General features: G+C 71.8%; 24 protein-coding genes. 14 read left to right on the forward strand and 10 right to left on the reverse strand.

Annotated features, from left to right (window positions below):
• Positions 1-180: 180 nt before the first annotated feature.
• Both ACP4J0_RS34750 and ACP4J0_RS34755 read right to left on the reverse strand, forming a co-directional pair.
• Complete coding sequence (locus ACP4J0_RS34750) at positions 181-393, reverse strand: DUF4287 domain-containing protein (protein ID WP_426602881.1); 213 nt, start codon at positions 391-393, stop codon at positions 181-183.
• Between the two features lie 82 nt (positions 394-475).
• Positions 476-1,042, reverse strand: a complete 567-nt coding sequence (locus ACP4J0_RS34755) for a DUF998 domain-containing protein (RefSeq protein ID WP_426602953.1) — start codon at positions 1,040-1,042, stop codon at positions 476-478.
• On the opposite strand from ACP4J0_RS34755, the gene ACP4J0_RS34760 reads away from it, so the two are divergent.
• Together ACP4J0_RS34760 and ACP4J0_RS34765 are read left to right on the forward strand one after the other, a co-directional pair.
• Positions 986-1,114 (forward strand): hypothetical protein, encoded by a 129-nt coding sequence (locus ACP4J0_RS34760; protein WP_426602883.1) that lies wholly within the window; start codon positions 986-988, stop codon positions 1,112-1,114. The genes ACP4J0_RS34755 and ACP4J0_RS34760 overlap by 57 nt on opposite strands.
• 147 nt (positions 1,115-1,261) lie before the next feature.
• The gene (locus ACP4J0_RS34765; RefSeq protein ID WP_426602885.1) at positions 1,262-1,882 is read left to right on the forward strand and encodes a TetR/AcrR family transcriptional regulator; all 621 of its coding nucleotides are present in this window, start codon (positions 1,262-1,264) and stop codon (positions 1,880-1,882) included.
• A gap of 360 nt (positions 1,883-2,242) precedes the next feature.
• Here ACP4J0_RS34765 and ACP4J0_RS34770 read toward each other — a convergent pair whose 3' ends face one another.
• Together ACP4J0_RS34770 and ACP4J0_RS34775 are read right to left on the reverse strand one after the other, a co-directional pair.
• Positions 2,243-3,076 carry an ABC transporter permease gene (locus tag ACP4J0_RS34770; protein WP_426602887.1) on the reverse strand — a complete coding sequence of 278 codons (834 nt, stop codon included), beginning with the start codon at positions 3,074-3,076 and terminating at the stop codon, positions 2,243-2,245.
• Positions 3,073-4,047 (reverse strand): ABC transporter ATP-binding protein, encoded by a 975-nt coding sequence (locus ACP4J0_RS34775; RefSeq protein WP_426602888.1) that lies wholly within the window; start codon positions 4,045-4,047, stop codon positions 3,073-3,075. Before ACP4J0_RS34775 ends, ACP4J0_RS34770 begins: the two co-directional genes overlap by 4 nt.
• Positions 4,048-4,395: 348 nt before the next feature.
• Between ACP4J0_RS34775 and ACP4J0_RS34780 the strand changes: the two genes are divergently transcribed.
• Both ACP4J0_RS34780 and ACP4J0_RS34785 read left to right on the forward strand, forming a co-directional pair.
• Complete coding sequence (locus ACP4J0_RS34780) at positions 4,396-4,758, forward strand: transcriptional regulator (protein WP_426602889.1); 363 nt, start codon at positions 4,396-4,398, stop codon at positions 4,756-4,758.
• Positions 4,759-5,088: 330 nt separating this feature from the next.
• Positions 5,089-6,009 carry a nitroreductase/quinone reductase family protein gene (locus ACP4J0_RS34785; RefSeq protein WP_426602891.1) on the forward strand — a complete coding sequence of 307 codons (921 nt, stop codon included), beginning with the start codon at positions 5,089-5,091 and terminating at the stop codon, positions 6,007-6,009.
• Here the strand turns inward: ACP4J0_RS34785 and ACP4J0_RS34790 are convergent.
• Positions 6,006-6,470 carry a MarR family winged helix-turn-helix transcriptional regulator gene (locus ACP4J0_RS34790; RefSeq protein WP_426602893.1) on the reverse strand — a complete coding sequence of 155 codons (465 nt, stop codon included), beginning with the start codon at positions 6,468-6,470 and terminating at the stop codon, positions 6,006-6,008. The genes ACP4J0_RS34785 and ACP4J0_RS34790 overlap by 4 nt on opposite strands.
• Before the next feature lie 196 nt (positions 6,471-6,666).
• On the opposite strand from ACP4J0_RS34790, the gene ACP4J0_RS34795 reads away from it, so the two are divergent.
• The 4 genes from ACP4J0_RS34795 (at position 6,667) to ACP4J0_RS34810 (ending at position 12,560) form a co-directional block, all read left to right on the forward strand.
• Positions 6,667-7,962, forward strand: a complete 1,296-nt coding sequence (locus ACP4J0_RS34795; protein ID WP_426602895.1) for an FG-GAP repeat domain-containing protein — start codon at positions 6,667-6,669, stop codon at positions 7,960-7,962.
• An 83-nt stretch (positions 7,963-8,045) separates the two neighbouring features.
• Positions 8,046-9,761 (forward strand): pyranose oxidase, encoded by a 1,716-nt coding sequence (locus tag ACP4J0_RS34800; RefSeq protein ID WP_426602896.1) that lies wholly within the window; start codon positions 8,046-8,048, stop codon positions 9,759-9,761.
• Positions 9,761-10,657 (forward strand): myo-inosose-2 dehydratase, encoded by an 897-nt coding sequence (gene iolE, locus ACP4J0_RS34805; RefSeq protein WP_426602898.1) that lies wholly within the window; start codon positions 9,761-9,763, stop codon positions 10,655-10,657. Before ACP4J0_RS34800 ends, iolE begins: the two co-directional genes overlap by 1 nt.
• Before the next feature lie 43 nt (positions 10,658-10,700).
• Positions 10,701-12,560, forward strand: a complete 1,860-nt coding sequence (locus tag ACP4J0_RS34810) for a glycoside hydrolase family 15 protein (protein ID WP_426602900.1) — start codon at positions 10,701-10,703, stop codon at positions 12,558-12,560.
• Here ACP4J0_RS34810 and ACP4J0_RS34815 read toward each other — a convergent pair.
• Positions 12,502-13,344: a hypothetical protein gene (locus ACP4J0_RS34815; RefSeq protein ID WP_426602902.1), complete on the reverse strand. Its 843-nt coding sequence runs from the start codon at positions 13,342-13,344 to the stop codon at positions 12,502-12,504. The two genes, ACP4J0_RS34810 and ACP4J0_RS34815, sit on opposite strands and share 59 nt — an antisense overlap.
• An 88-nt stretch (positions 13,345-13,432) precedes the next feature.
• Here ACP4J0_RS34815 and hemB point away from each other — a divergent pair, with 88 nt between their 5' ends.
• Entirely contained in the window at positions 13,433-14,425 is a 993-nt protein-coding gene (gene hemB / locus ACP4J0_RS34820; protein ID WP_426602904.1) for a porphobilinogen synthase, read from the forward strand.
• Between the two features lie 49 nt (positions 14,426-14,474).
• Here the strand turns inward: hemB and ACP4J0_RS34825 are convergent, their stop codons facing one another.
• Positions 14,475-15,242, reverse strand: a complete 768-nt coding sequence (locus tag ACP4J0_RS34825; RefSeq protein ID WP_426602905.1) for a DUF4232 domain-containing protein — start codon at positions 15,240-15,242, stop codon at positions 14,475-14,477.
• A 209-nt stretch (positions 15,243-15,451) separates the two neighbouring features.
• Between ACP4J0_RS34825 and ACP4J0_RS34830 the strand changes: the two genes are divergently transcribed.
• The 3 genes from ACP4J0_RS34830 to ACP4J0_RS34840 all read left to right on the forward strand — a co-directional run bounded on the left by ACP4J0_RS34830 (position 15,452) and on the right by ACP4J0_RS34840 (position 19,260).
• Complete coding sequence (locus tag ACP4J0_RS34830; protein ID WP_426602907.1) at positions 15,452-16,888, forward strand: helix-turn-helix domain-containing protein; 1,437 nt, start codon at positions 15,452-15,454, stop codon at positions 16,886-16,888.
• A 113-nt stretch (positions 16,889-17,001) separates the two neighbouring features.
• The gene (locus tag ACP4J0_RS34835) at positions 17,002-17,904 is read left to right on the forward strand and encodes an SAM-dependent methyltransferase (RefSeq protein WP_426602909.1); all 903 of its coding nucleotides are present in this window, start codon (positions 17,002-17,004) and stop codon (positions 17,902-17,904) included.
• Positions 17,905-17,979: 75 nt separating this feature from the next.
• Positions 17,980-19,260, forward strand: coding sequence for a PLP-dependent aminotransferase family protein (locus ACP4J0_RS34840; RefSeq protein ID WP_426602911.1), 1,281 nt, complete (start codon positions 17,980-17,982; stop codon positions 19,258-19,260).
• A 156-nt stretch (positions 19,261-19,416) separates the two neighbouring features.
• On the opposite strand, the gene ACP4J0_RS34845 is transcribed toward ACP4J0_RS34840, so the two are convergent.
• Together ACP4J0_RS34845 and ACP4J0_RS34850 are read right to left on the reverse strand one after the other, a co-directional pair.
• Positions 19,417-20,301 carry a DUF2690 domain-containing protein gene (locus ACP4J0_RS34845; RefSeq protein ID WP_426602913.1) on the reverse strand — a complete coding sequence of 295 codons (885 nt, stop codon included), beginning with the start codon at positions 20,299-20,301 and terminating at the stop codon, positions 19,417-19,419.
• A complete protein-coding gene (locus ACP4J0_RS34850; RefSeq protein WP_426602915.1) occupies positions 20,298-21,107 on the reverse strand; it encodes a peptidoglycan-binding protein in 810 nt (269 codons plus the stop codon). Before ACP4J0_RS34850 ends, ACP4J0_RS34845 begins: the two co-directional genes overlap by 4 nt.
• A 306-nt stretch (positions 21,108-21,413) precedes the next feature.
• Between ACP4J0_RS34850 and ACP4J0_RS34855 the strand changes: the two genes are divergently transcribed.
• Positions 21,414-21,860, forward strand: a complete 447-nt coding sequence (locus ACP4J0_RS34855) for a peptidoglycan-binding domain-containing protein (protein WP_426602917.1) — start codon at positions 21,414-21,416, stop codon at positions 21,858-21,860.
• Between the two features lie 87 nt (positions 21,861-21,947).
• Here ACP4J0_RS34855 and argS read toward each other — a convergent pair whose 3' ends face one another.
• Positions 21,948-23,720, reverse strand: coding sequence for an arginine--tRNA ligase (gene argS / locus ACP4J0_RS34860; protein WP_426602919.1), 1,773 nt, complete (start codon positions 23,718-23,720; stop codon positions 21,948-21,950).
• 187 nt (positions 23,721-23,907) lie between these two features.
• Here argS and lysS point away from each other — a divergent pair, with 187 nt between their 5' ends.
• Complete coding sequence (gene lysS, locus ACP4J0_RS34865) at positions 23,908-25,647, forward strand: lysine--tRNA ligase (protein WP_426602920.1); 1,740 nt, start codon at positions 23,908-23,910, stop codon at positions 25,645-25,647.
• The last annotated feature ends 65 nt before the right edge of the window (positions 25,648-25,712 follow it).

The raw sequence follows: 25,712 nt of genomic DNA on the forward strand, positions 1-25,712 counted from the left end.
GGGGGGTAAGGCGCCGGGGGGGGGGGGGGGGGTTTGGGGGTGGGGGGGGGGGGGTGGGTGGGGGGGGGGGGGGGGGGGGGCGTGGGGGCCCCCCCCGCCACCGGTGTTTCGCTGCGGCCTTCCGCGGGTGATTCCGCGAGAGGCCGCCGGCCCGTCCCCCTGTCCGGGGTCACGCGCGGTTCATTTTCCGCTGTCCTCGGCGAGGGTGTGCGCGACGAGCGCGTTGGCGTGGCCGTGGCCCAGGCCGTGCTCGGCCTTGAGCCAGGAGACGAGCTCCATGTGCTTGGTCAGGGGCGAGGACCGGATGAGGTCCTGCCAGTGCGCGATCGGGTGGCCGTACTTCTTCTCGATGGAAGGGAAGTAGCCGGCAGGGCCCTTCACCGGTTCCGTCATGCCGGTGGTCCTCTCTGTCGGTGCCGAGTGATTCCGGGATGTCACCTTCACCGGTACGGACCGGCGAAGAGGCGCGGTGCCGCTACGCCGACCGCTCCGTGGCCCTCAGCCGGACGGTGACCGCGGTGAGCCAGAGGAGGCCGAGACCGGCTCCGGCGGTGAACGCCAGGACGGTGGCGGAGGAGGCCGCGAAGCCGGCGAGGACTCCCACGGGTACCAGGCGACAGGCGACAGCCCACCCGCGGCGGCGCTGGGCGGCGAACGTGCGGGCCAGTACGAGGAAGGCGGCGCACAGCGCCAGGTAGCCCACCATGCCGCTGAGCATGTGCACGGCGCCGTGCCAGCTCAGGGAGGGGGCGCGGGCTTCGGGGGCGTCGGCGGGGAAGCCGGCGCCCGGGTCGGCGGCGAAGGCCCCGGCGAGCAGGAAGGAAGCGCCGAAAGCACCGATCAGCCGTGGCGCCCAGGTGCCGCCGGGCTGACCGTGCAGCGCTCGGCGTATGCCCACCGCGCCGGTGATGACCGCGGCGCCCGTGAGGACGAAGGCGGTGACCTGGATCCAGCCGAGGTCTCCGAGGCTGAGCTGGCTGAGGGCGTGACGGGTGAAGTCGAAGCCCTCGCGGGTGAGGCCCTGCGCCAGGCCCGCGCCCAGGAAGAGCGGGCCTGCCCCGATGGCACCGGCCGGCAGATCGTGCCGCCGGCCGGGCCGGGGCGGACACGGTGATCGGGGTGGTGATCGTCTGGGTCATGGGGTGTCTTCCTCGGTCGGAGAGGCCAAAGCCAGAACTGGACGGTGTGGTACCCGCCGGGACTGGACGGTACAGTACTCATAGAAGAACTGGACTGTCCAGTACTGAGTGTGGGAGGCGGCATGGAAGTGAACGAGCAGGGCCGGTCGGCACGCAAACGCCAGGCGATCATGGAGGCCGCGACCGAGGCGTTCATGGCCAAGGGCTACTCGGGCACGAGCATGGACGACATCGCCAAGATGGCCGCGGTGTCGAAGCAGACCGTCTACAAGCACTTCTCCGACAAGGAGAAGCTTTTCGCCGACATCGTCCTCGCCACCACCGACCGGATCGACGGCATGGTCGACCTGGTGGCCGACATCCCGGCCGACGCCGATGCCCTGGAAGCGAACCTGACCCGCCTCGCCCGCCAGTTCCTGGCCGCCCTCACCCGGCCCCAGGTCCTTCAGCTGAGGCGCCTGGTCATCGCCAACGCCGACGCCTTCCCCGACCTCGGCGCCAGGTGGTACGAGCAGGGCTTCGAACGGGTTCTGGCCACGCTGGCGGCCACCTTCCAGCGCCTGACCGGCCAGGGGCTGCTCCGGTGCGACGAACCGCTCCTGGCCGCCAACCACTTCTCCGGCCTGCTGCTGTGGATCCCCGTGAACAAGGCGATGTTCCACGGCAGCCTCCAGCACACCGAGGCCGATCTCGACCACTGCGCCACCGCCGGCGTCCGCGCGTTCCTCGCCGCCTACCGCTGACGGACGCCCCGACGGCGGACCGCTCGGGCACGTCTGTGGTCAACGTCCTGTGGGCGCTGCTCCGGGAGGGCCGCAGGGCGGTGTCCGTATCCGAAGGGAGATTTCCGGGAGGGCGTGCTCCGGCGGACGCCGCCGGCGGTGCAGTCCGCGCACCCCGGGGACCGGCTTCGAACGGGGAAACGCATGAAGATCCGCGACGCGACAACGGCCGGCCAGTCCGGGGCGCGACCGGACGGGGGACTCAGGCCACGGCCCGCGCTCCCGCGGCGACACGCGGAGCGCCGGGCCGAGAGCACCGGGCCGAGGCCTGAAAGCTGTCCGGGTGCCGTGCGTCGTGGACGAACACGGCGGGGAACACGGTCAGTACGCCGTCTTGGCCATGCGCTGCTGCTCGCGCGCGGAGAGCCGGCTTCCGGACTCGCGGCGGGTCATCCGCTGGAGCAGCCGCGGAGCCAGTACGAGCCCGGCGACGGCCCACAGCGCGAGCACGCCCCCGATGGTCAGGTGCTGCCACGCGCCGGACACCTCGAGTGCCTGGGCGCTGTCGGGCAGCAGGGTGGAACGAAGTCCCTGAGCGATCCAGCGCAGCGGGAAGACGGACACCAGGTTCTGCAGCCACTCGGGCAGTTCGCGCAGCGGGAAGAACGTGCCGGAAGTGATCATCAGGCCCATCATGGGCAGCATGTAGATGCCGAGCGCCTCCCGGGCGGCGGGCAGCAGCGACCCGATGGCCGCCCCGATCGGTACGACGGCCAGGATGCCGAGGGTGACGACCCACAGGAGCGTGAGCCAGCGCTGGGGCGTGTCGGGGAGTCCGGCCCCCAGGAGTGCCCAACCGCCCACCAGCAACAGCGCGATGGACACCGCGATGTTCACGAGGACGAAGAGGGTCTTCCCGGTCAGGTAGACGGTCATCGCGCCCGGTACGCCGCGCAGGCGCAGCAGTGTGCCGTCCTCGCGGTCCCCGAAGAGGAACTGCGGGACGGTCAGCAGGCCGAACATGAAGATGGTGGAGGCCATGCCGCCGGCCAGGGAGAGCTGCGCGGTGGCGTCGTCGCCGTCCCGCGACTGCCAGTAGGAGACGGCGAGGAACAGCAGCGGAGTCGAGAGGTACGAGTAGATGTCCTTGCGGCTGCGCAGTACCTGACGCAGTTCGATGGCGCCGCGGGACAGACCGAGTCGGTAGAGGTTCACGCGGCGGACTCCTCGTGGCGAGCGGCGGACGGTTCGGCGGTGTCCGACCCGTGTTCTCCCGTGGCGCCCTCCGCCGACGCCCCGTCCTCCGCGATCATGCGCAGGTAGGTGTCCTCCAGCGTGGGGCGGCGTACCTCCAGGTCGGGGATCGGCCCCTGGAACTGCTGGTGCAGTTCCCAGACGACCTTCGACGGGTCCGCGGTGAGCCGCCGCTGGGGCAGGCCCTCCGAGTCCGTCCAGAGGACTTCGGAGCGGGTCCTGGCGGCGGCGGAGAGTTCGGCGAGGGTGCCGCAGGCGGTGATGCGGCCGTGCTGCAGGATGCCGATGCGGTCGGCCAGCTGCTGGGCCTCGCTCATGTCGTGGGTGGTGAGCAGCATCGTCGTACCGAGGTTGTCGCGCAGTCCCCGAATGAGGTCGTGGAAGTCGCGGCGTGCTTCGGGGTCGAAACCGGTGGTCGGTTCGTCGAGGAAGAGCAGTTCCGGCCGGCCGACGATGCCCAGGGCGACGTCGAGGCGTCGCCGCTGGCCGCCGGAGAGGGTGCTCACCTGCTGGGTGGTCTGTGCCGTGAGGCCCACCAGCCGGATCAGTTCGGCCGGTTCGAAGGCGCGCGGGTAGAAACGGGCGAAGTGGCCCAGCAGGTCGCCGACCCGCCAGCGGCCGTGGTCGCGGCTGGCCTGGAGGACGATGCCCAGGCGGCCCCGCCACGCGGCGTCCTCGTGCCCGGGGTCGTGCCCCAGGACCTCGGCGTCGCCGCCGGAGCGGGCGCGGTAGCCCTCGAGTATCTCGATCGTGGTGCTCTTTCCCGCGCCGTTGGGGCCGAGCAGGGCGAACAGCTCGCCCCTGCTCACCTCCAGATCGAGCCCGCTCAGCACATCGCGGGTGCCGTAGCGCATCCGCAGCCCGCTGACGCGGATCGCCGGCTGCGGTGCGGAGGCGTGGCCGGCCTCCGGCGCCGTCTCCTGCAAAGTCATCAACTTCCCCCAGGAATTGAAGCGTCGTGGACTGCGCGCCGCAGCCCGGACGTCGTGAACACGGTCGAACGTCGTGACAACGGTCGAACGTCGTGACACGGCCCGGATGACGCGTACCCCGGATGGCGCTTCCAGCCCGAGGGTGGATAACGCCCTGCCGTGTCGGCCTGTTCTTTCCCCGAAAACTAACACTTGCCAGTGTGGAAAGTAAATGCAAGTATTGCAATCAGATGTCGATCCCGATGCCCTGGAGGCCCCGATGCACGACACCCCCGCTCACGGCGCCGTCGGCGGAGGCCTGGCCAACCGGTGGCTGCTGACCCGGGAGCGTGTGGGGGGCCAGCGGTCGTGAAGGGCGAGGAAAGAGCGCAGCCCGCACTGCAACCCGCACTGGACGAGCGCATCCACCACCCCACCCGGCTGACGGTCATGGCGTTTCTCTCCGGGTGTGCCGAGGCCGAGTTCCGTGCCGTGCGGGAGGGATGTCATGTCTCGGACTCGGTGCTGAGCAAGGTGGTCAGCGCTCTGGAGGCCGCCCAGTACATCGAGGTGCGCAAGGGATACGTGGGCAAGCGCCCGCGCACCTGGCTGCGGCTGAGTCCGGAAGGCCGCCGGGCCCTTCTCGCCCACCTCGAGGCGCTGCGCGACCTGGCCTCCCGGGCGGCGGCCCTGGGTGCGGTGGCCGACGAAGACCCCACGGCCGAAACGTAGCTCCAGCGCGGCTGCCGGTCGAAGTACGCCATCGGCAGCCAGGGTCGGTGTGCCGGCGGCCCGGACCGAGGGACGTTGACAGCCCGGCGGGCGGGTGCGTGTAATGAGGGCGGTGCCGCGTGGCGCCGGTCAAAGAGCAGTGGGCCGGCCGGCGATCGGGCGAGCGCCCTTCATGCAAGGGGTACGTGATGAGTTCCTGCTCCGCGCCCTGACGTGACGTAGCGCGTTCGCACGTCGTCGTCCTTCTCTCTCTTCCCACCTTCCGGCACCGTGCCGCGCGCGCACGCGCGCGGCACGCGGCGGTCTGCCGTCATGGAGACACAGATACGTATGCCCACGTCCTTCAATCAGTCCGTCATCGACGAGTTCCGCGCCAACGCCGGGAAGGTCGGCGGCCCCTTCGAGGGCGGTGACCTGCTCCTGCTGACGACCACCGGCGCCCGTTCGGGAGCCTCGCGCACCACCCCGCTCGGGTACGTCCGCCACGGGGACACCCTCCTGGTCGTCGCGTCCAACCTCGGCGCCCCCCGGCACCCCGGCTGGTACCACAACCTGCTCGCCCGCCCCGTGGTCCGGGTGGAGGTCGGTGACCGGTCCTTCGAGGCCCTCGCCGTGCCCGCCGAGGGGGACCGGCGCGACGAACTGTTCGCGCACGTCGTACGGGCGGCGCCCGGGTACGGCGACTACCAGGCGGGGACCGAACGGCTGCTGCCGGTCGTGGTGCTGGAACGGGCCGAGCCCGACGGGTGGGAGGCGCCCCGCGAGATCCGGACGCTCGCCGACAAGCTCATGGAGGTGCACACCTGGCTGCGGAGCCAGCTGCGTCAGGTGCGGGCGGAGGTCGAGGCCCACTTCGCGGCGCGGGCCGCGCGGCAGGGGCCCGGTGCGCCACCGGTCCTCCCGGGGCTCGGGCTGCAGATACGGCAGCGCTGTCTCGCGTTCTGCCAGGCGCTGGAGTTCCACCACGCCAGTGAGGACGGGCACTTGTTCCCGGGGATCGCCCGCCATCACCCCCACCTGGCCGACGTCTTCGGCCGGCTCGGTGACGAGCACCGCACGGTCGCCCGTATCCAGGGTGAGCTGGCGGCGCTGCTGGCCGGCATCACCATCGCCGATCCGCAGCGGTTCCGTGCCGAGCTGGAGGCGATGTCGGCGGAGCTGAACGCGCACCTCGACCACGAGGAGGAGGCGCTGATTCCGCTGCTGGCCGACGTGCCGTGGCCGCCGGCCGGGCCCCCGACCGCGCCCTAGTGGTGCCAGGCCTTGCCGCCCGTGTTGTGGATGAAGCGCTGGAGCACCTTCATGGTGGTCAGGTACTCCTCGTCGGAGACGCCGGCGTGGCGCTCCGTCCACAACTCGCCCTGGAGGGCCGCCGCCTTCTCGTAGAACGCCCTGCCTTCGGGGGTGAGGGTCAGGTGCTTGTCGGAGGTCCGGGCGATCGCGATCCAGCCCTGCGCGATGGCCGCGTCGATCTCCGACTCCATCTCCTCCGGGCCCGTGTCGAGGTAGTTCCGCAGGACGCGGGACACCTCGTCGCGGGTCTTCGGGGCGTCCGCGCGGGCGACCTGGTTGAGGACCCACCACTGGGGCTGGGTCGTGCCGATCTCCGCGAGGGCCGCCCGGGTGCGGGTGACGACGGCCTTGTAGGCCGCCCAGCTCCAGTAGCCGATGGGCTGCTGGATCAGCTCTGCGTCGGTGTGCGAGTACTGCACGGTCACTCCCTCGGTCGGTGGCGGTGGGAGCGACCGTAGAACCTCTATCGGACTTGAGGTCAAGCGAGGGGCGGAGGGGGACAAAGGGTGAATTTCCGCTGCCCGCGTCTACTCGCCGTTCGGGTCGGTATGTATGAGCGCGTCCCCGTCGGCGCCCCGGTCGACGGGTGAGGCTTCGCGACCGGGAAGTGGATTCATGAACCATGCCGAGCCCGTGTTCCGGCGGTCGGTGATCGACGACGATCCCCAGGACGGGTACTTCCTGCGGGCCGTCGACGTGGACGGCGACGGGCGTCCCGATCTCGTCGCCTCCGGCCTCACCCGCGGACAGGTCGTCTGGTACCAGAACCCGTCCTGGACCAAGCGGACCATCGTCTCCCTCGGCGACCGCAAACCGGTCGCCCTGGACGCGGCGGACCTCACCGGCGACGGCCTGCCGGACCTCGTCCTCTGCCACGACTACGGCAACTGCATGTTCGACTGCGGGCCGCGGGACGGCGTGATCTCCTGGCTGCGGAACCCCGGCCCGGACGGCTGGGACGCGCCCTGGACCCGGCGGCACGTCGCCGACCTGGTGGCCTGCCACCGGGTGCGGCTGGGGCGGTTCACGACGGACAGCCGCATCCAGCTGGTCGCCCTTCCGGTCGTCGGGCCGCAGGGCGGGGCGGAAGGGGTCGGTTCCGCCGTCCGCCTCATGCTCTACGACGTGCCGGACGATCCGGCGGCGCACGCCGGCGAGTGGCGGGGGCAGCCGCTCGACACCACCGACTTCACGATCGTGCACGGCGTGGTCGCCGCTCGCTTCCCCGGTACTCCCCACCCGGAACGGGAGTCGTTCCTGCTGGCCACGGGGGAGGGGATCAGCTGGCTGGGCGCCGGTACCGGTCCCGGCCCGGGCGGCGGCTGGCAGGTCAGGAAGATCGGCGACGGCGTGCCGCCGCAGGCGTCCGTGGAGAACCCCGAGCACCGGTTCAGCGGGAGCGGGAACCTCGGTGTCGCCCGGATCGGCGGACGGCCCTGCGCCGTGATCCTCGCCGTCGAGCCGTTCCACGGCAACACCCTCAGCGTCTACGTCAGACCGCCCGGCACGGTCGCGCCCTTCGACACGCCCTGGGAGCGCCGGCAGCTGCGGGTCCTCGACCCGCCGGACGCGACGCACGACGCCGTCGGCCACCACGTGGTCGTGGCGGACTTCGACGGCGACGGGGACGACGAGTTCCTGGTCGGCCTGCGCGGGCCCGCCCCGGCACAGGGCGTCTTCTACTTCAAGTTCGACGCGTCGGGGAACGTGCTCGTCGAGAAGCAGGTGAGCACGGACTCCACGGCACGCATCGCCGTGGCCGACTTCGACGGCGACGGACGGCTGGACTTCGCCACCACCGCCTACGACACGGTGGGCTACTACGAGATCCCGGACCCCAAGGTGTGCCTGTTCACCAACGCCTTCGGGGTGCCCGGGCCGGTCATGGCCCCGCCCGGCGGAGACGGCTGACCGAAGCCCCCCGGCTCCGCCCCCGCCGCATCGGAAACACCCGCTGCCTCGCTCCGGGCAGCCCTCACCAGCAGGAGAACGCAGTGGCACAGAACACCGTCCGGGTCGACGCCCTCGTCGTCGGCTCCGGGCCCGTCGGATGCGCCTTCGCCCGCGAGCTCGTGGCGGCCGGCCGGCACGTCTACATGATCGACGCCGGGGCCCAGCTGTCGGACCGGCCCGGGGAGCACCTCAAGAACGCCTACCTCTACCAGCGCAACCTCAACCTGTTCTCGCCCGTGATCCGCGGCCATCTGAGCCTGCTGTCGATCCCGTCGAGCGACAAGGCCGAGGTGACCCTGGACCCGGCCGCCTTCCGGATCGACCTCAAGAAGTACGACGGCTTCGTACTGAACAACCAGAACCCCGACCAGGACCCGGCCGTCAACCTCGGCGCCGCCGCCGCGACCTACGGCGTGGGCGGCATGGCGACCCACTGGACCTGCGCCACACCCCGGCACCATCCCGTCATCGAGCGTTCGGACCTGCTGACCGGCGACGAGTGGGACTCCCTCTACCGGGACGGCGAACAGCTCCTGCACACCCGTACCGACGCCTACGCCGGCTCGGTACGGCAACGGCTGGTGCGCGGGGCGCTGGCCAAGGAGTACGGGGAGCTCCAGGAGCCCTACCAGGTGCAGAACCTGCCCCTCGCCGTGGAACGCCGCGAGGACAACCCCGAGTTCGTCCACTGGAGCGGCGCGGACACCGTCCTCGGCCCGCTGGCCGACGGCGGCCACGACCGGTTCGAACTGCACCCCGAGCACCTCTGCACCCGCCTGGTGCGCAGCGCCGACGGCAGCCGCGTGGAGTACGCCGAGATCCGCGACCTGCGGCGCTGGCGGACCCTGCGGGTGGAGGCGGAGACCTTCGTGGTGGCGGGCAACGCCTACCTCACCCCGCAGCTGCTGTACGCGTCGCGGATCCGCCCGGAGGCGCTCGGCCGCTACCTGAGCGAACAGCCGATCTCCTTCTGCCAGATCGTGCTGAGCCAGGAACTGGTCGACTCGGTCGCCACCGACCCGCGCTTCGACGACGTCGTGCGCGAGCACCGCGCGTCCGCCCCGCACGACCCCGTGCCCATCCCGCGGAGCGACCCGGAACCCCAGGTGTGGATCCCGGTGTCGGAGGGACGGCCGTGGCACTGCCAGATCCACCGCGACGCCTTCCACTACGGCGACATCGCGCCGAACGTCGACGGCCGGCTCATCGTGGACCTGCGCTGGTTCGGGATCGCCGAGCCCCGGTTCGACAACCGGATCGAGTTCTCGGACCGGCACCAGGACGCGCACGGCATGCCGCAGCCCACCTTCGTCTTCAGCCTCAGCGAGCAGGACCGGGTCAACCAGCACGCGATGATGCGGGACATGCTGCGCGCGGCGAGCACCCTCGGCGGCTTCCTGCCGGGCTCCGAACCGCAGTTCGTCGAGCCCGGCCTCGGACTGCACGTCACCGGCACGACCCGGATGGGCGACGACCCCGAGACCAGCGTCGTGGACACCGACTCCAGGGTGTGGGGCGTCGACAACCTCTACCTGGGCGGCAACAACGTCATCCCGCGCGGCACGGCGAGCAACCCCACGCTGACCAGCGTCGCGCTGGCGCTGAAGGCGGCCCGGCACATCACCGGCCGGACCGGAGGCCGGTCCGCCGGAGGCCGGACCGCGTCCGGCGGGGTCGCGTCCGGTGGGGCCGTGTCCGGTGGGGCCGTGTCCGGTGGGGCCGCGTCCGGTGGGGCCGTGCCGGGCCGGGGCGCCTGATGTTCGCGCCCGGCGCCGTCTCCCTCGGTATCACCCCCACCTGCTGGACCAACGACGACTTCCCCACCATCGGGGCGGACATCCCCTTCGAGCAGTGCGTCAGCGAGATCGCGCTGGCCGGCTTCGAGGGCTGCAGCGTCGGCCACAAGTTCCCCGCCGACCCGCGGGCCCTGTCGCGGGCGCTGGACCTGCGCGGCCTGCGGGTGTCCGAACCCTGGGCGAGCACCTACTTCACCGTCCGCGACATGCGGGAACGCACCCTCGCCGGCTTCCGCGACCAGCTGGACTTCATCCAGGCGGTCGGCGGCGACCGGGTCGTCGTGGCGGAACTCGGCCACGCCGTGCACCAGCAGGCGGTCGCCCTGGCCGCGAACAAGCCGGTCTTCGACGACGCGGCCTGGGACGCGCTGCTGACCGGCCTCGACGAACTGGGACGGATGGCGGCCGACCGCGGCATGCTCCTGTGCTACCACCACCACATGGGCACCGGCGTGCAGTCCCGGGCCGAGGTGGACCGCCTGCTCGCGGGCACCGACCCGGACCTGGTGCACCTGCTGCTGGACACCGGCCACCTCACCCTGGCCGGCGACGACCCGCTCGACCTGGCCCGCGGCCACGCCCGGCGGATCGCCCACGTGCACCTCAAGGACGTACGCGCCGACGTCCTGGAGTACTTCCGGCGCGAGGACCCCAGTTTCCACGACGCCGTACTCGCCGGGATCTTCACCGTGCCCGGTGACGGGACGATCGACTTCGGGCCCGTTCTCCGCGCCCTCGCGGACGCCGGGTACCGGGGGTGGCTCGTCGTCGAGGCCGAACAGGACCCGGCGAAGGCGCACCCGCTGACGTACGCCAAGAAGGCGCGCGAGCACCTGCGCGCCCTCATCGGACGGTGAGCACGCCCGCCACGACCTCCGCGACCGAGGGAGCAGCACTGCCATGAGTTACCGACCGATCGAGGACTACGGCGTGATCGGCGACCTGCGCACCGTGGCCCTGGTGGCCCTCGACGGCTCCCTGGACTTCCTGTGCCTGCCCGACATCGACTCGCCCACGGTGTTCGGCGCGCTGCTCGACGACGCCCGAGGCGGCAGTTTCCGGATCGGCCCGGCCGTCGAGGGCGCCCGCCTCAAGCAGCTCTACCTGCCCGACACCAACATCCTGCTGACCCGGTTCCTGTCCGAGGACGGGGTCGGGGAGGTCGTCGACTTCATGCCGGTCGGCTCGATCCGCCACACGCACGCGGTCGTCCGCCGGGTGAAGGGGGTGCGGGGCACCTTCCGGTTCCGGCTGTGCTGCGCGCCCCGCTTCGACTACGCCAGGCTGCCGCACCGGATCGAGCAGCACCCCGGCGAGGTGTTCTTCGTACCGGAGGGCGGGGCGGAGGGCGGGACGGGAGCCGAGGGCGCGGTGGCCCTGCGCCTGCAGAGCCCGGTGGAACTGCGGGTGGTGGGCGACGACGTGGTCGCCGAGTTCGAGCTGGGGCCGGACGAGACGATGGACTTCGTCCTCGAAGCCGTCCCGCCGGGCGAGCACAGCCCGGCGTCCGGCCCCCGGTGGGCCGAACGGGCGCTCCGGCACACCCACGCCTTCTGGCACGAGTGGCTGAGCAGTTCGACGTACCGGGGCCGCTGGCAGGAGGAGGTGTCCCGCTCGGCGCTGGCGATGAAGCTGCTCACCTCCGTCCGCCACGGTTCGATCGCCGCGGCGGCCACCTTCGGCCTGCCGGAGCTGGTCGGCGGCGAACGCAACTGGGACTACCGCTACACCTGGATCAGGGACGGCTCGTTCACCGCCGCCGCGTTCATCCAGCTCGGCTTCCACGACGAGGCCCGCGCGTTCGTACGGTGGGTGGAGCAGCGCTACCGGGAGAGCACCGAACCGGGGCGGCTGCAGATCATGTACGGCATCGACGGCCGCCACGAACTGACCGAGGAGATCCTGCCGGACCTGAGCGGCTACGAGGGATCGAGCCCGGTCCGTGTCGGCAACGGCGCCTACGACCAGCTCCAGCTCGACATCTACGGCGAACTGCTGCACCTCGTGGACCTGTACGACGAGCACGTGGAAGCGGTCTCCCACGAACTCTGGTCCCGGGTGAGCGACTCGGTGAACTGGGTGACCGACAACTGGCGGCTCGCCGACGAGGGGATCTGGGAGACCCGCGGCGGACGCCAGGAGTTCCTGTACGCCCGGCTGATGTGCTGGGTCGCCCTGGACCGCGGGCTGCGCATCGCCCTGCGGCGCTCCCTGCCCGCGCCCCGCGAACGGTGGTCCGCGGTCCGCGACGAGATCCACGCCGAGATCCACAAGGCGTTCTGGGACGAGGGGCAGGGGGCGTTCGTCCAGCACCGGGGCGCCACCACCCTCGACGCGGCGAGCCTGCTCATGCCGCTCATGGGGTTCATCTCCCCGGTCGACCCCCGGTGGCTGAGCACCCTGCGCGCGATCGAGGACTCCCTGGTGGAGGACTCCCTCGTCTACCGGTACCGCAGCGGGGACGGCTCCTCGGACGGGCTGAGCGGCACCGAGGGCACGTTCTCCATGTGCTCGTACTGGTTCATCCAGTGCCTGACCGAGGCCGGCGAGGTGGACCGCGCGCAGCTGTTCTTCGAGAAGATGCACAGCTACGCCAACCATCTGGGCCTGTACGCCGAGGAGATGGACGGCACCGGACGCAACCTCGGCAACTTCCCCCAGGCGTTCACCCACCTCGGGCTGGTCAGTGCCGCGCTCTGCCTCAACCGGGCGCTGGCGACGCGGGCAGCTCCCGCAGCAGGTCCAGGGTCGCCTCGGTGAAGGTGCCGGAGGAGACGGAGAGCGCCCCGGTCAGCGGGAACTCCAGGAGGACGACCAGGAACAGGTTGACGCCGACGACCAGCGCCACACCGGTGATCATCGAGTAGTGCAGCCAGGGCGACTCCAGCCCGAACAGCAGGCTGAACAGCAGGATCACCGTGCTGGTCAGGCAGACCGCGATCCACATGGGCGTACTCAGGTGCGCCGTGCCGGCCCGGCGGTGCCGGTCGGCGTTGAGCGCCGAGACCGCCACCAGTTCGTCCGTCGCCACCTCCACGTACGCCCGCTGCGGCTCGTTGACGGGGCGCAGCTTCCCCACCGTGTCGAAGAGGTGCCGCATCGCCCGCCGCTCGGCGGGGCTCTGCCTGGTCAGGCCGACGTCCTTCGGCCACCACGCGACGACCGCGCGGTTGTAGGCCACTACCGCTTCGATGACCTCGCGCCGGTCGCCGGGTCCCATGACGGCGCTGCCCCGGCCGACCGCGGCGGCGAGGTACGCCTCCTCGGCGGCGTACTGCCTGACCTCGGCGAAGTTCTCCCACTGGTCGTCGACGGAGAACCCGATCGTGACGGCGTAGACCACTCCGATGACCGCCACCAGGAAGCCCGCGACGTCGTTGTTGGCCTTGGCCCGGGGCGGCGGCACGAGTCTGCGCATCAGCGCCTGCAGCAGGACGGCGACCACCGGGACGCCGCCGAGGATGAGAAGCGCGGCCGCCCACAGCGGCAGTTCGACGATGAGGAAGTGGTACACGGTCACCTCGGCTCTGTTCACCGCGCTCAACGAGCACTCCGGTTCCCGCGCAACGGCCGGGGGCGGGCCGACTCGGCGTCGGCAAAGGCACGGGTGGCGCGGGCGTAGCGTAGGTGGTATGACGACGTACGGATCCTTCCCCGGCACCCGGCCCCGTCGGCTGCGGACCACCCCCGTGATGCGTCGGATGGTCGCCGAGACCCGGCTCCACCCCGCCGACCTCATCCTCCCCGCGTTCGTGCGCGAGGGCGTGCGCGAGCCGGTGCCGATCACGGCGATGCCCGGGGTCGTGCAGCACACCCGGGACACGCTGAAGAAGGCCGCCGCGGAGGCGGTCGAGGCCGGTGTCTCCGGGATCATGCTGTTCGGCGTGCCGGAGGAGGAGAAGAAGGACGCGCTCGGGACGGCCGGTACCGACCCGGACGGGATCCTCCAGGTCGCCCTGCGCGACGTGCGGGCCGAGGTCGGGGACGACCTGCTCGTCATGTCCGACCTGTGCCTCGACGAGTTCACGGACCACGGGCACTGCGGTGTGCTCGACGCCGAGGGGCGTGTGGACAACGACGCCACCCTCGAGCGGTACGCCGAGATGGCGCAGGTGCAGGCCGACGCGGGCGCCCATGTGGTCGGCCCCAGCGGGATGATGGACGGGCAGATCGGCGTCATCCGCGACGCCCTGGACCAGATCGGGCGGGAGGACGTCGCCGTCCTCGCCTACACGGCCAAGTACGCCTCCGCCTTCTACGGGCCCTTCCGGGAGGCCGTCGGGTCCTCGCTGAAGGGGGACCGGAAGACCTACCAGCAGGACGCCGCCAACGTGCGGGAGTCCATGCGGGAGCTGGCCCTGGACCTGGCGGAGGGTGCCGACATGGTGATGGTCAAGCCGGCCGGTCCCTACCTCGACATCCTGGCCAAGGTCGCCGAGGCCGTGGACGTGCCCGTCGCCGCCTACCAGATCTCCGGCGAGTACTCGATGATCGAGGCCGCCGCCGAGAAGGGCTGGATCGACCGGGACCGGGCCATCCTGGAGACGCTCACCGGCATCAAGCGGGCCGGTGCGCGCAACATCCTGACCTACTGGGCGACCGAGGTCGCTCGCACGCTGCGCTGAACGACCTGTGCCGGCCCGCCAGGCAGTGGGCACGTGTCCGAGGCCCTCTTCAGTAGTCGAGCGCGTGGTTCACGCTGGACTGCCAGTAGGTGACCTTCAGGCTGCCGTCGATGTACACGCTGCCGGAGGGCAGCTTGACGGTGGCGATGGAACCGTCCTCGAAGGGGATGGTGAGGCCGCTCACGTCGGTCCCCTTCTCGGCGGTGGAGTCGGCGGACGACAGCTGCACACCGGCGTAACCGGACTCGCCGGGCGCCAGCGTCGTCAGCGCCTGCGGCTTGCTGGACGCGATGACCGGCGGCACCGACTGGGCCCCCTCGAACCGCACCGCCGGGTACGGCGCCAGCGCGCAGGTCTTCGAGCCGGTGTTGGTGGCGGTCAGCAGCATGTGGTTGAGCGGGCGGGGCGCGTTCGCCGCGGTGATCCGCACGTCGGACGCGGAGCACCGTCCGACAGCGTCCGAGTCGGACCCCTTGCCGGCGCTCGCACCAGAACCGGAACCGGAACCGGAACCAGAACCGGATCCGCCGCCGCTGCTGGAGCCGGACGCCTTGTCGTTGCCGGACGAACCGGCGGAACCCGCGGAACCGGCGGATCCGTTCGAGCCCGTGGACCCCTCCTTGCCGGCGTCGCCCTTCGCGTCACCCGAACCGGCCTGGTCGGGCGCCGGCTGCGTGCTCCCGGCCGCGGGGGTGGAAGTGGAGGCGGCCGGGGCGCTCGCGTCGGATCCGTCGCTCTCGCAGGCCGTGAGGGAGAGTGCGGCCAGCGCGACCGTGGTGGCGGCGAACAGGCGGGTACGGGTGATGCGTGCGGACATGACGGGCTCCTTCGAGTGGAGTTGAGGTGAGCCGCTCGACCGTTGACCGGGAGGGGCTGCTTGGATGACCACAGCTTGGGCCCGGGGCCGTCCCGGTCGCCAGTGATGCCTGGAGATGCGGGATACTGGGACGCCGGGAACGGCTCTGACCTGCGGGAACGGTGTCCCTCTGGGATGCCGTACGGGGATACGGAAAGAGGGAGAGACGGGTGGCGGGGGACGACTTCGCAGCACTGCTGCGAGAACTGAAAGAGCGGTCCGGGCTCAGCTACGGGGCCCTGGGCAAGCGGCTGCACATGAGTGCGTCGACCCTCCACCGGTACGTCAGCGGGGAGGTCGTGCCCACCGAGTTCGCCCCGGTCGAACGCCTCGCGCGCGTATGCCGGGCGGCCCCGGAGGAGCTGCTCGAACTCCACCGCCGCTGGATCCGCGCGGACGCCCTGCGCGGCGTGAAGAAGGACGAGAGCGGGGAGAAGAGGCAGGCCGAGGAGACGGAGAAGGGGGAGGAGACGGAGGAGCGGGAGGAGACGGAGGAGCGGGAGAAGACCACCGGCTCCGTCGCGGAGGAGGCCGACGTCTCCTCTATGGCGCACGCCACCGTCCCCGACGCGGCGCAGGGCACACCGCCCTCACCGCCCGCACCGCCCGTACCGCCCGAGACCCCCACGTCGGACGGACGGTCCACGCCCCACGATCCGCCGCCCGCGCTCGACCGGCCCGACCCGCCCCGCCGCCGGATCCCGCGCGCCGCGCTCTACGCCGCGACCGGCGTCGTCGCCGTCAGCGCCGCCGTCGCGCTCGTGGCGAACCTCGTCTCCGGCACGGACGACGACGTCCGTCGCCAACCGGCCGGGGCCGTGGCGCGGTCGTCCTCGGTGGTCTCCGGGAGCGCCTCCGGGACGGCCTCTCCGAGCGGCAGCGCATCCTCGTCCCCGTCCCTCTCCCCGTCGCCGTCCGGGTCCCCCTCCGGGGCCCGCTCCGGGGCTCCGTCCGTCGCTCCGTCGCGTGCGGGCACCGCCTCGCCCAGCCGCGGGGCAGCCGCCGCCGGCCCCGCGCTGGCCGTGCTGACCAACCCGTACCACTGGAGCGTCCCCTGCGAACACTCCTTCCTGGTCGACCGCAGCCCGAAGAACGTGCTGCAGCCGCCCACTCAGCGGGAGGCCGTCGGCTGGGCCACCACGTACGGTGCGGTCTCCGCGAACGAGCAGACGGCCGTCCTCACCGTGCAGGGCACCGGCGCGGAGACGGTGGTCCTCCAGGACCTGCACGTCCGGGTGGTGAGCAGCAAGCCGCCGCTGGACTGGAAGCAGTACACGATGGGCGTCGGCTGCGGCGGCGGGGTGGACCCCAAGGCCTTCGACGTCTCGCTCGACCTGGGCACCCCCGAGGCGGTGCCGATCGGGGGACAGAAGGACTTCCCGTACACCGTCACCGCGGACGACCTCGAGGTGTTCCGGGTCCACGCGCACACCAGCAGCCACGACGTCAGCTGGTACCTGGAGCTGGAGTGGTCCAGCGGCGACCGGCACGGCATCATGCGGGTCGACGACCACGGCAAGCCGTTCCGCACCAGCGCCTCCCGGGACAACTCCTACTACGGCTACCCCCTCGGCGGAGACGCCTGGGAGTTCTTCGAGGGCGACTGAGGCGGTGGGCGGGGCGCGGACGGGGTGCGGGCGGGCACCGGTGCGTCGTCAATTCCGGGCGGGGGCTAGGTTGTTGGCCGACACTCCGGTTCGCCCTCTCGCAGGAGACGCCCATGCCCGGTGAAGCCCTCAGCCAGGACCCCGCGGAGCTGAGAAGGAGGATCGACAGCAGCAAGGCGCACCCGGCCCGCGTCTACGACGTCTTCCTCGGCGGCAAGGACCACTACCCCGCGGACCGCGACGCGGCCGCCGCCGGGCTCGCCGCCAACCCGCGCGGCTACCTCGACGTACGGCACAACCGGGACTTCCTGCGCCGGGCGGTCACCACGCTGGTCGAGGAGCACGGCATCCGCCAGTTCCTCGACATCGGCACCGGCCTGCCGACCGCCGAGAACGTCCACCAGATAGCCCAGCGCACCGCCCCCGAGTCGCGGGTGGTCTACGTCGACAACGACCCGGTCGTCCTCGCCCACGCCCGGGCCCTGCTGACCAGTGGTCCCGAGGGACGTACGGACTACATCGACGCCGATCTGAAGAACCCGGCGCAGATCCTCGAACAGGCGTCGCGGACCCTCGACCTCAGCCGGCCCGTCGCGCTCTGCCTCGTCGCCATCCTGCACTTCGTCGAGGACGAGGATGCGTACCCGATCGTCCGCGGGCTGATGGACGCGCTGCCCGCCGGCAGCCGGCTCGTCCTCAGCCACCTCACCGAGGACCTCAACCCGGAGAACATCCGCGCGGTCCAGCGGACGTACACCGAGCGGGGCTTCACCTTCGTGCTGCGCTCCCGCGAGGACGTCGAGCGCTTCTTCACGGAGACCGGGCTGGAGGTCGCCGAGCCGGGTGTCGTCCCGGTGCACCACTGGCGTCCGGACCACGCGGCCCCGGTGCCCGAGCAGCCCGAGGCGTCCTACCTGGCCGGCCTCGACGACATCGAGAAGGTCCGGTACAAGGACATCAACGACGTCACGGACGCCGACATCAACGTGTACGGCGGGCTGGGCGTCAAGGCCTGACGGCCCGCCATCCGCGCGGTGTCCGGATCGCGGAAAGTCTCTTGTAGACGGCACGTACTTCCCTAGGGTGCGGGCATGACCGTGACTGAGAACGTGGCCGCCCCGCCTGCCTCACCCACCCCGCCGGCCCCATCCGCCCCGTCGGCCCCGCTGCCGCCGCTCGCCGCGCGGGCCCGGTCGATCGGCGGGTCGCCCGTACGGGACATCCTCGCCGTCACCGCCCGCCCCGAGGTGATCAACTTCGCGGGCGGGCTGCCGGCCCCGGAGCTGTTCGACGCGGAGGGCATCGCCGCCGCGTACCGGGACGTCCTCGCCGAGGTGCCCGCGCGGGCGCTCCAGTACTCCACCACCGAGGGCGAGCCCACCCTGCGGGCCGCGCTCGCCGCCCGCACCTCGGCGCGCGGACTGGAGACCGGCCCGGACGACCTCCTCGTCACCACCGGCTCGCAGCAGGCCCTGTCGCTCCTCGCCACCGCCCTGCTCGAACCCGGCGACACCGTCCTCGTCGAGAGCCCCTGCTACCTGGCCGCGCTCCAGGCCTTCGGTTTCGCGGGTGCCCGGGTCGTCGCCGTGCCCGGTGACGAGGACGGGATCGACCCCGGGGCGCTGGAGGAGCTGGTGGTGCGCGAGCGCCCCAAGCTGCTCTACACCGTCCCCACCTTCCAGAACCCGACCGGGCGCACCCTGCCCGCCGCCCGCCGTGCCGCCGTGGCCGAGGTCGCCGGCCGGTGCGGGCTGTGGATCGTCGAGGACGACCCGTACGGCGAGCTGCGCTTCGAGGGCGAGCGGGTGCCGTGGATCGCGTCGTACGACGGCGCCCGGGACCGGACCGTGCTGCTGGGCTCCTTCTCCAAGGTCATGGCACCCGGCCTGCGCCTGGGCTGGCTGCGGGCGCCCGACGGGCTGCGCCGGGCCTGCGCGGTCGCCAAGCAGGCCGCCGACCTGCACACCCCGACCGTCAACCAGCTCGCCGCCGCCCGCTACCTCGCCGACCGCGACCTGGACGCCCACGTCGCGCGCGTCGCCGCGGCCTACGGAGCGCGCCGGGACGCCATGCTCGAGGGCCTGGCGGACGCGCTGCCGGAGGGATCGGTGTGGACGCGCCCCGAGGGCGGCATGTTCCTGTGGGCGCGCCTGCCGGAGCGCTACGACACCACCGCCCTGCTCCCCGAGGTGGTCCGGCACGACGTGGCGTACGTCCCCGGCGCCCCCTTCCACGCAGGCGAGCCCGACCGCGCCACCCTGCGGCTGTGCTTCGTCACGCAGACGCCGGACGAGATCGCGGAGGGGCTGCGGCGGCTCGGGGGAGCGCTGCGGGAGGCACGGCGGCAGGAGCGGCGCGAGGTACGGCGGTAGGCGCCAAGGCGGGTACCGCGGGAGGCCCGGGTCCTCGTCCCGGGACCAGGACCCGCGCCGACGGCACGGCCACCGAGCGGAAGCCGACGGACGAGGACGAGGTCCGGCGCCTGCCCGCGGGGGACTTCGGCATCGGCGTCCCCGGAGGGCCTGGCGCTACTGGGACGAGGGCGGCCGGGTCGTGCCGGCGGGTCCGCCCACGCGGGCCTCGAAGCACTCCCGTTCGCCGTCCGCCGACGCGGGCACGAAGCAGCCGCGGACCGTGCTGCCGGGGTGGGCCACCGTCATTCCGGTGTAGGCGTAGGCCTCTGCCTCGGCCCGGCCTGTGATGCGCACGTCGCGGGTCGGGCCGCCCACCGTGACCTCCACCCGGTCGCCGATCAGGGTCCCCCAGGCCCGGGCCCAGCCGGCGCCGCACTTCTCGCTGTAGCGCAGCTCCACGTGGGCGCCGGTGGCGGTGCGGTGAGTGGTGAGGGTGTCGGGATCGATGCCGCAGATCATGCGCATCGGGTCCCGGCCCTCGCAGGCGGCTCCGTGGCATTGCGGGGCGAGGGAGTACGGGACGGAGGCCGACAGCGGTTCGTCCTGAGCGGTGTCCCGGTCCGGCAGCAGGAGGAGTACCAGCACCACACCACCGACGAGCAGCGTGTACACCGACGCCAGCACCGCCACGAGCCCGTCCCTGCGGCCGCGCGGCCGTCCGGCCCCGGAGGGTGGTGGCGGCGGTTCCCGCGGCCGGGGCGGCGGCTGGGGGTGCGGCTGGGGGTGCGGCTCCTCGGCGGCGGGGGCGAGGACCGCCGCGCGTCCGCTCCACCGCGCATCGGCGATCTCCCACAGGGCCAGCAGCCGCCCTTCCGGTTCGTCGCCCACCCGGCACAGTTCCCGTACGGCCCGAGGAGGAGGCAGGACCTTGCCGTTGAGGTAACGCTCCCAGGAGGACTTGCTGTACGCCGTCCGTTCCGCCAGTGCCGCCAGGCTCAGCCCCGTACGGGCCCTCAGCTCTCGCAGCGCCGTGACCAGCCTGGTGTGTTCCGGGCTCACTTCGGTGCCGCCTCCCGCAGGGCCTTCCAGGTGTGCGGGCCGATGACACCGTCCACGACGAGTCCGTCCCGCGTCTGGATACGCACGACCGCGCGCTGCGTCTTCGGCCCGAAGACACCGTCGATGTCTCCCGGCGTGATCCCCGCCCGACGCAACAGGCACTGCGCCTCGGCCACTTCCGGTCCCACGTGGGTGTACGCCAGGATGGTGTCCGTGGTCCGGCTCAGGCCCGCGTACCAGCGTCCGTCGCTCTGCTCCAGCCGGCAGGTGTAGGCGACCGGCACCAGGGACTCCGACACGGTGGCCGGGGCCGTCACGATGGTGCCCGGGCGGCCCTTCGCGAGCTGGGCGCGGGCTTCGGCGAGCCGCACGGCCAGCAGGAGCGCCGCGGAGACGGACAGCACCAGGGCCACCGCTCCCGCCGTGAACACGACGTGGGAGTAACGCCCGTACGGCTGCCGCTCCGCGGGCGAGTGCGCCGGTGTCTCCGGAGCGGTCTCCGGGGGGTTGTCCAGGGCCTCGGAGCCGGCCACCGGCCCCTCCGCCCAGCGTTCGGCGGCGATCTCGTGCAGCACCAGCAGCCGGGTCGGATCGTCACCGCCGATGCGGGCCACCGCCTCGACGGCCGCCCGGGGCGGCAGCGCCCCGCCGTTCAGGTAGCGCTGCCACGACCTCGCGCTGTAGCCGGTCTTCGCGGCCAGCTGGCGGGTGCTCAGTTCGCTGCGGTCCTTCAGTTTGCGCAATCGCACGATCAACTGGTGGACGTGTGGGTGCAGGGCGGCGGGCAACTCTTTCCAACGCGACATGTTCCCCCCGCTCGCGCCAGGGACCGCTGGTCCGGCCCCGGTGTCCCGTCCTCATTCTGCATCAACCGTCACGGCGCTCACGAGCGTTGATCCCGCTCCTGTACGGAATCAGCCGTCCCCGCCCCCGGTCGTCCCGCCATCCCGACACGGCGGGCAACGTCCCAGCAGGTCAGCGAGTGGGACGTCCCGAGAGGACGACACTTCTGAGCCAACTGTGGCCGGGCGCGCCGCCCGACCCCCAGGCTCGTTGCGGAGCCGGCCGTTGCGGTCGGCTCCGGCCAACGCACGTCAACGGAGGGGAACAGCATGCGCACTCTCACCAGGGCACTCGTCAGTGTCACCGCCGCCGTCGGGATCGCGGCCGGCGGTCTGGCCACCGCGGGCACGGCCATGGCGGCTCCCGCTCAGACCCAGCAGCAGGCGGTGAACGCCGAGGCCGCAGCGCCGCTCGCGGTGGTCAACCTGGGGCTCACCCGGGCGGAGGCCAGGAACGTCCAGCGCTGGCTGGCCAAGCACTGGAACTACAACGACGCGATCGACGGATACCTCGGCACCAACAGCTGGAAGGCGTTCCAGCGCTGCCTGGCCAAGAACTGGGGCTACAACGACAAGATCGACGGAATCGTCGGAACCAACACGGTCAAGGCGGTGCAGCGCCTGCTGAGGGCCAACGGCGACTACACCGGCCCGATCGACGGCATCGCCGGCTCCGGGACCAAGTCGGGCTTCAAGAAGTGGGCCAACAGGCTCTGACGGACCAGCCGTCCCACCAACCCGCCGCGGCCCGTCCTCCCCTCCGGGGGAAGGACGGGCCGCGTGCCGTGCGCCCGGCGCGGGGCGTCAGAGCCGCTCGGGCGTCCGGATGCCCAGCAGCGCCATGCCCTGGTGCAGCGTGCGGGCCGTGACGTCGCACAGGAACAGGCGGTTCTCCACCTGCTCGGGCGTCTCGGCCTTCAGGACCGGGCACTTGTCGTAGAAGGACGTGTACAGCGACGCCACCTGGTACAGGTACGCCGTCAGCTTGTGCGGGGCGTGCTCCCGGGCCGCCTCCGCCACCGTCTCCGCGAACGCGTCCACGTGCAGGCCCAGGGCGCGCTCGGCCTCGGCCAGCTCCAGCTCCGGGTGCGCGGCCGGGCGTACGTCGCCCGCCTTGCGCAGGATCGACCGGATCCGGGCGTAGGCGTACTGGAGGTAGACGGACGTGTCGCCGTTGAGCGAGACCATCTGGTCCAGGTCGAACTTGTAGTCCCGGTTCGCCGACGTCGACAGGTCCGCGTACTTGACCGCGCCGATGCCCACCTGGGTGCCCCGCTCGGCGATCTCCTCCTCGGACAGGTCCTGCGCCTTCTCCCGGACGACGGCGGACGCGCGGTCGATCGCCTCGTCGAGGAGGTCGACCAGCCGGACCGTCTCGCCCGCACGGGTCTTGAACGGCTTGCCGTCCTTGCCGAGGACCGTGCCGAACGCCAGCTGCTCCGCCGTCACGTCCTCGTTCAGCCAGCCGGCCCGGCGGGCGGTCTCGAAGACCATCTTGAAGTGCAGGGACTGGCGGGCGTCGACCACGTAGAGCAGCGTGTCCGCCTTCAGGCTGAAGACGCGGTCGCGGATCGCGGAGAGGTCGGTGGCCGCGTAGCCGTAGCCGCCGTCCGACTTCTGCACGATCAGCGGGACCGGCTTGCCGTCCGGGCCCTTGACGTCCTCGAAGAAGACGCACAGCGCGCCCTCGGAGCGGACGGCGACGCCCGACTCCTCCAGCAGGCGGCAGGTCTCGGCCAGCATGTCGTTGTAGCCGGACTCGCCGACGATGTCGGCGTCGCGGATCTCCATGTCCAGCTTCTCGAAGACGGAGAAGAAGTAGATCTTCGACTCGTCGACGAACTTCTGCCACGCGGCGAGCGTCTTCGGGTCCCCGGCCTGGAGGTCGACCACCCGGCGCCGCGCCCGAGTCTTGAACTCCTCGTCGGAGTCGAAGTGCCTGCGCGCGGCCTTGTACAGGCGGTCGAGGTTCGACATCGCCTCCTCGCCGGAGACCGCGCCGTCCTCGGCGGCCTTGTGGTCCAGCTCGTGCGGGTGCTCGTCCAGGTACTGGATGAGCATGCCGAACTGGGTGCCCCAGTCACCGATGTGGTGCCTGCGCACGACCGTCTCACCGGTGAACTCCAGCAGCTGGACGACGGCGTCGCCGATCACCGCGGAGCGCAGGTGGCCGACGTGCATCTCCTTCGCCACGTTCGGCTGGGCGTAGTCGATCACCGTCGTGCCCGGGTGCGCGGCGTGCGGGACGCCGAGGCGGCCCGTGTCGTCCGCGTACCGCGCGGCGAGGTTCTCGGTGATCGCGCGGTCGCCGATCGTGATGTTCAGGAAGCCGGGCCCGGAGACCTCGACGTCCTTGATCAGGTCGCCGGTGGTGATGTGCGCGACGACCTCGGCGGCCAGCTCCCGCGGGTTCGACTTCGCCTTCTTGGCCAGGGCGAGGATGCCGTTGGCCTGGTAGTCCGCCCGGTCGCTTCGGCGCAGCAGCGGGTCCGCGCCGGCGGCCTCCGGCCGGGTGGCCGTGAGGGCGGACGCGAGGTGCTGCTGGACGGAGTCGCTGAGGGACGTGACCGAGGCCATGGAGTGGTTCGCCGTTCTGCTCGGGGTTCCGGGAGTGAGGCTTTCTGTAGCTACAGAAGCCGAGTATCCCACGCGGTGAAAAGCGGTTTTCGCGGATGCGGGCCGGGCTGGGAGAATGGAGCGGTCAGCCGTGCGACCGTACGGGCTGCCTCAGGAGTAGTTCCAGAGAAGTTCCAGGAAAGAGGACGTGCCGATCGTGGCTCAGAGCACAGAGACCACCGACTGGGTCTCCCGTTTCGCGGACGAGGTCATCGCCGAGTCGGAGCGCCGTGCCCCGGGCAAACCGGTCGTCGTCGCCTCCGGGCTCTCCCCGTCCGGCCCCATCCACCTGGGCAACCTGCGCGAGGTCATGACCCCGCACCTGGTCGCCGACGAGGTGCGCCGCCGGGGCCACGAGGTCCGGCACCTGATCTCCTGGGACGACTACGACCGCTACCGCAAGGTTCCGGCCGGGATCGCCGGCGTGGACGAGACGTGGGCCGAGCACATCGGCAAGCCGCTGACCTCGGTCCCGGCCCCGAAGGGCTCCTCGTACCCGAACTGGGCCGAGCACTTCAAGGCCGCCATGGTCGCCTCGCTCGCCGAGATGGGCGTGGAGTTCGACGGGATCAGCCAGACCGAGCAGTACACCTCCGGTGTCTACCGCGAGCAGATCCTGCACGCCATGAGGCACCGGCGGGACATCGACGCGATCCTCGCCCAGTACCGCACCAAGAAGGCTCCCGCGAAGAAGTCGCAGAAGCCGGTCGACGAGGCCGAGCTGGAGGCCGCCGAGGGCTCCGGCGCCGCGGCCGAGGACGACGGCTCGGGCTCGGCCGCCGGGTACTTCCCGTACAAGCCGTACTGCGGCAACTGCGAGAAGGACCTGACGACGGTCACCGCCTACGACGACGACTCGACCGAGCTGACCTACGCCTGCACCGAGTGCGGCTTCTCCGAGACGGTCCGCCTCGGCGAGTTCAACCGCGGCAAGCTCGTCTGGAAGGTCGACTGGCCGATGCGCTGGGCGTACGAGGGGGTCGTCTTCGAGCCCAGCGGCGTGGACCACTCCTCTCCCGGGTCGTCGTTCCAGGTCGGCGGGCAGATCGTCGGCATCTTCGGCGGCAAGCAGCCGATCGGGCCGATGTACGCCTTCGTCGGCATCAGCGGCATGGCGAAGATGTCCTCCTCCAAGGGCGGGGTGCCCACCCCGGCCGACGCGCTGCAGATCATGGAACCGCAGCTGCTGCGCTGGCTGTACGCCCGCCGCCGGCCCAACCAGTCCTTCAAGATCGCCTTCGACCAGGAGATCCAGCGGCTGTACGACGAGTGGGACCGCCTCGACGCCAAGGTCGCCGACGGCAGCGCGCTGCCCGCCGACGCCGCCGCCCACGCGCGCGCCGTCCGCACGGCCGCCGGCGAGCTGCCGCGGACGCCCAGGCCACTGCCGTACCGGACCCTCGCCTCCGTGGCCGACGTCACCGCCGGACACGAGGACCAGGCGCTGCGCATCCTCAGCGAGCTCGACCCGGCGAACCCGCTGACGGCGCTCGACGAGGCCCGGCCGCGCTACGACAAGGCAGAGGCGTGGATCAACACCCACGTCCCCGCCGACCAGCGCACCATCGTCCGCGACGAGCCCGACGCCGAGCTGCTGAAGTCCCTGGACGAGCAGGGCCGGCAGTCCCTGCGGCTGCTGCTCGACGGGCTCGCCGACCACTGGTCGCTGGACGGGCTCACCCACCACGTCTACGGCGTGCCCAAGGTCCAGGCCGGCTTCCCCGCCGACGCCACGGCCAAGGAACTCCCGCCGGAGATCAAGACCGCCCAGCGGTCGTTCTTCGCGCTGCTCTACCACCTGCTCGTCGGCCGCGACACCGGCCCGCGCCTGCCCACGCTGCTGCTCGCGGTCGGGCAGGAGCGGGTACGGCACCTGCTCGGCGAGTAGACGGCGTCACACGGCAGGGGGCGTCCGGCGTTCGCGGACGGACGAAGGGGGCGCCCGGTGCGAAC

Source organism: Streptomyces sp. WG7, from assembly GCF_049975785.1.
Classification (GTDB): Bacteria; Actinomycetota; Actinomycetes; order Streptomycetales; family Streptomycetaceae; genus Streptomyces.

Coding starts and splice junctions, on each gene's coding strand:
- ACP4J0_RS34750 (WP_426602881.1), bottom strand. CDS start 393: ATGACGGAACCGGTGAAGGGCCCTGCCGGCTACTTCCCTTCCATCGAG.
- ACP4J0_RS34765 (WP_426602885.1), top strand. CDS start 1,262: ATGGAAGTGAACGAGCAGGGCCGGTCGGCACGCAAACGCCAGGCGATC.
- ACP4J0_RS34775 (WP_426602888.1), bottom strand. CDS start 4,047: ATGACTTTGCAGGAGACGGCGCCGGAGGCCGGCCACGCCTCCGCACCG.
- ACP4J0_RS34785 (WP_426602891.1), top strand. CDS start 5,089: ATGCCCACGTCCTTCAATCAGTCCGTCATCGACGAGTTCCGCGCCAAC.
- ACP4J0_RS34795 (WP_426602895.1), top strand. CDS start 6,667: ATGAACCATGCCGAGCCCGTGTTCCGGCGGTCGGTGATCGACGACGAT.
- iolE (WP_426602898.1), top strand. CDS start 9,761: ATGTTCGCGCCCGGCGCCGTCTCCCTCGGTATCACCCCCACCTGCTGG.
- ACP4J0_RS34810 (WP_426602900.1), top strand. CDS start 10,701: ATGAGTTACCGACCGATCGAGGACTACGGCGTGATCGGCGACCTGCGC.
- hemB (WP_426602904.1), top strand. CDS start 13,433: ATGACGACGTACGGATCCTTCCCCGGCACCCGGCCCCGTCGGCTGCGG.
- ACP4J0_RS34825 (WP_426602905.1), bottom strand. CDS start 15,242: ATGTCCGCACGCATCACCCGTACCCGCCTGTTCGCCGCCACCACGGTC.
- ACP4J0_RS34835 (WP_426602909.1), top strand. CDS start 17,002: ATGCCCGGTGAAGCCCTCAGCCAGGACCCCGCGGAGCTGAGAAGGAGG.
- ACP4J0_RS34840 (WP_426602911.1), top strand. CDS start 17,980: ATGACCGTGACTGAGAACGTGGCCGCCCCGCCTGCCTCACCCACCCCG.
- ACP4J0_RS34850 (WP_426602915.1), bottom strand. CDS start 21,107: ATGTCGCGTTGGAAAGAGTTGCCCGCCGCCCTGCACCCACACGTCCAC.
- ACP4J0_RS34855 (WP_426602917.1), top strand. CDS start 21,414: ATGCGCACTCTCACCAGGGCACTCGTCAGTGTCACCGCCGCCGTCGGG.
- argS (WP_426602919.1), bottom strand. CDS start 23,720: ATGGCCTCGGTCACGTCCCTCAGCGACTCCGTCCAGCAGCACCTCGCG.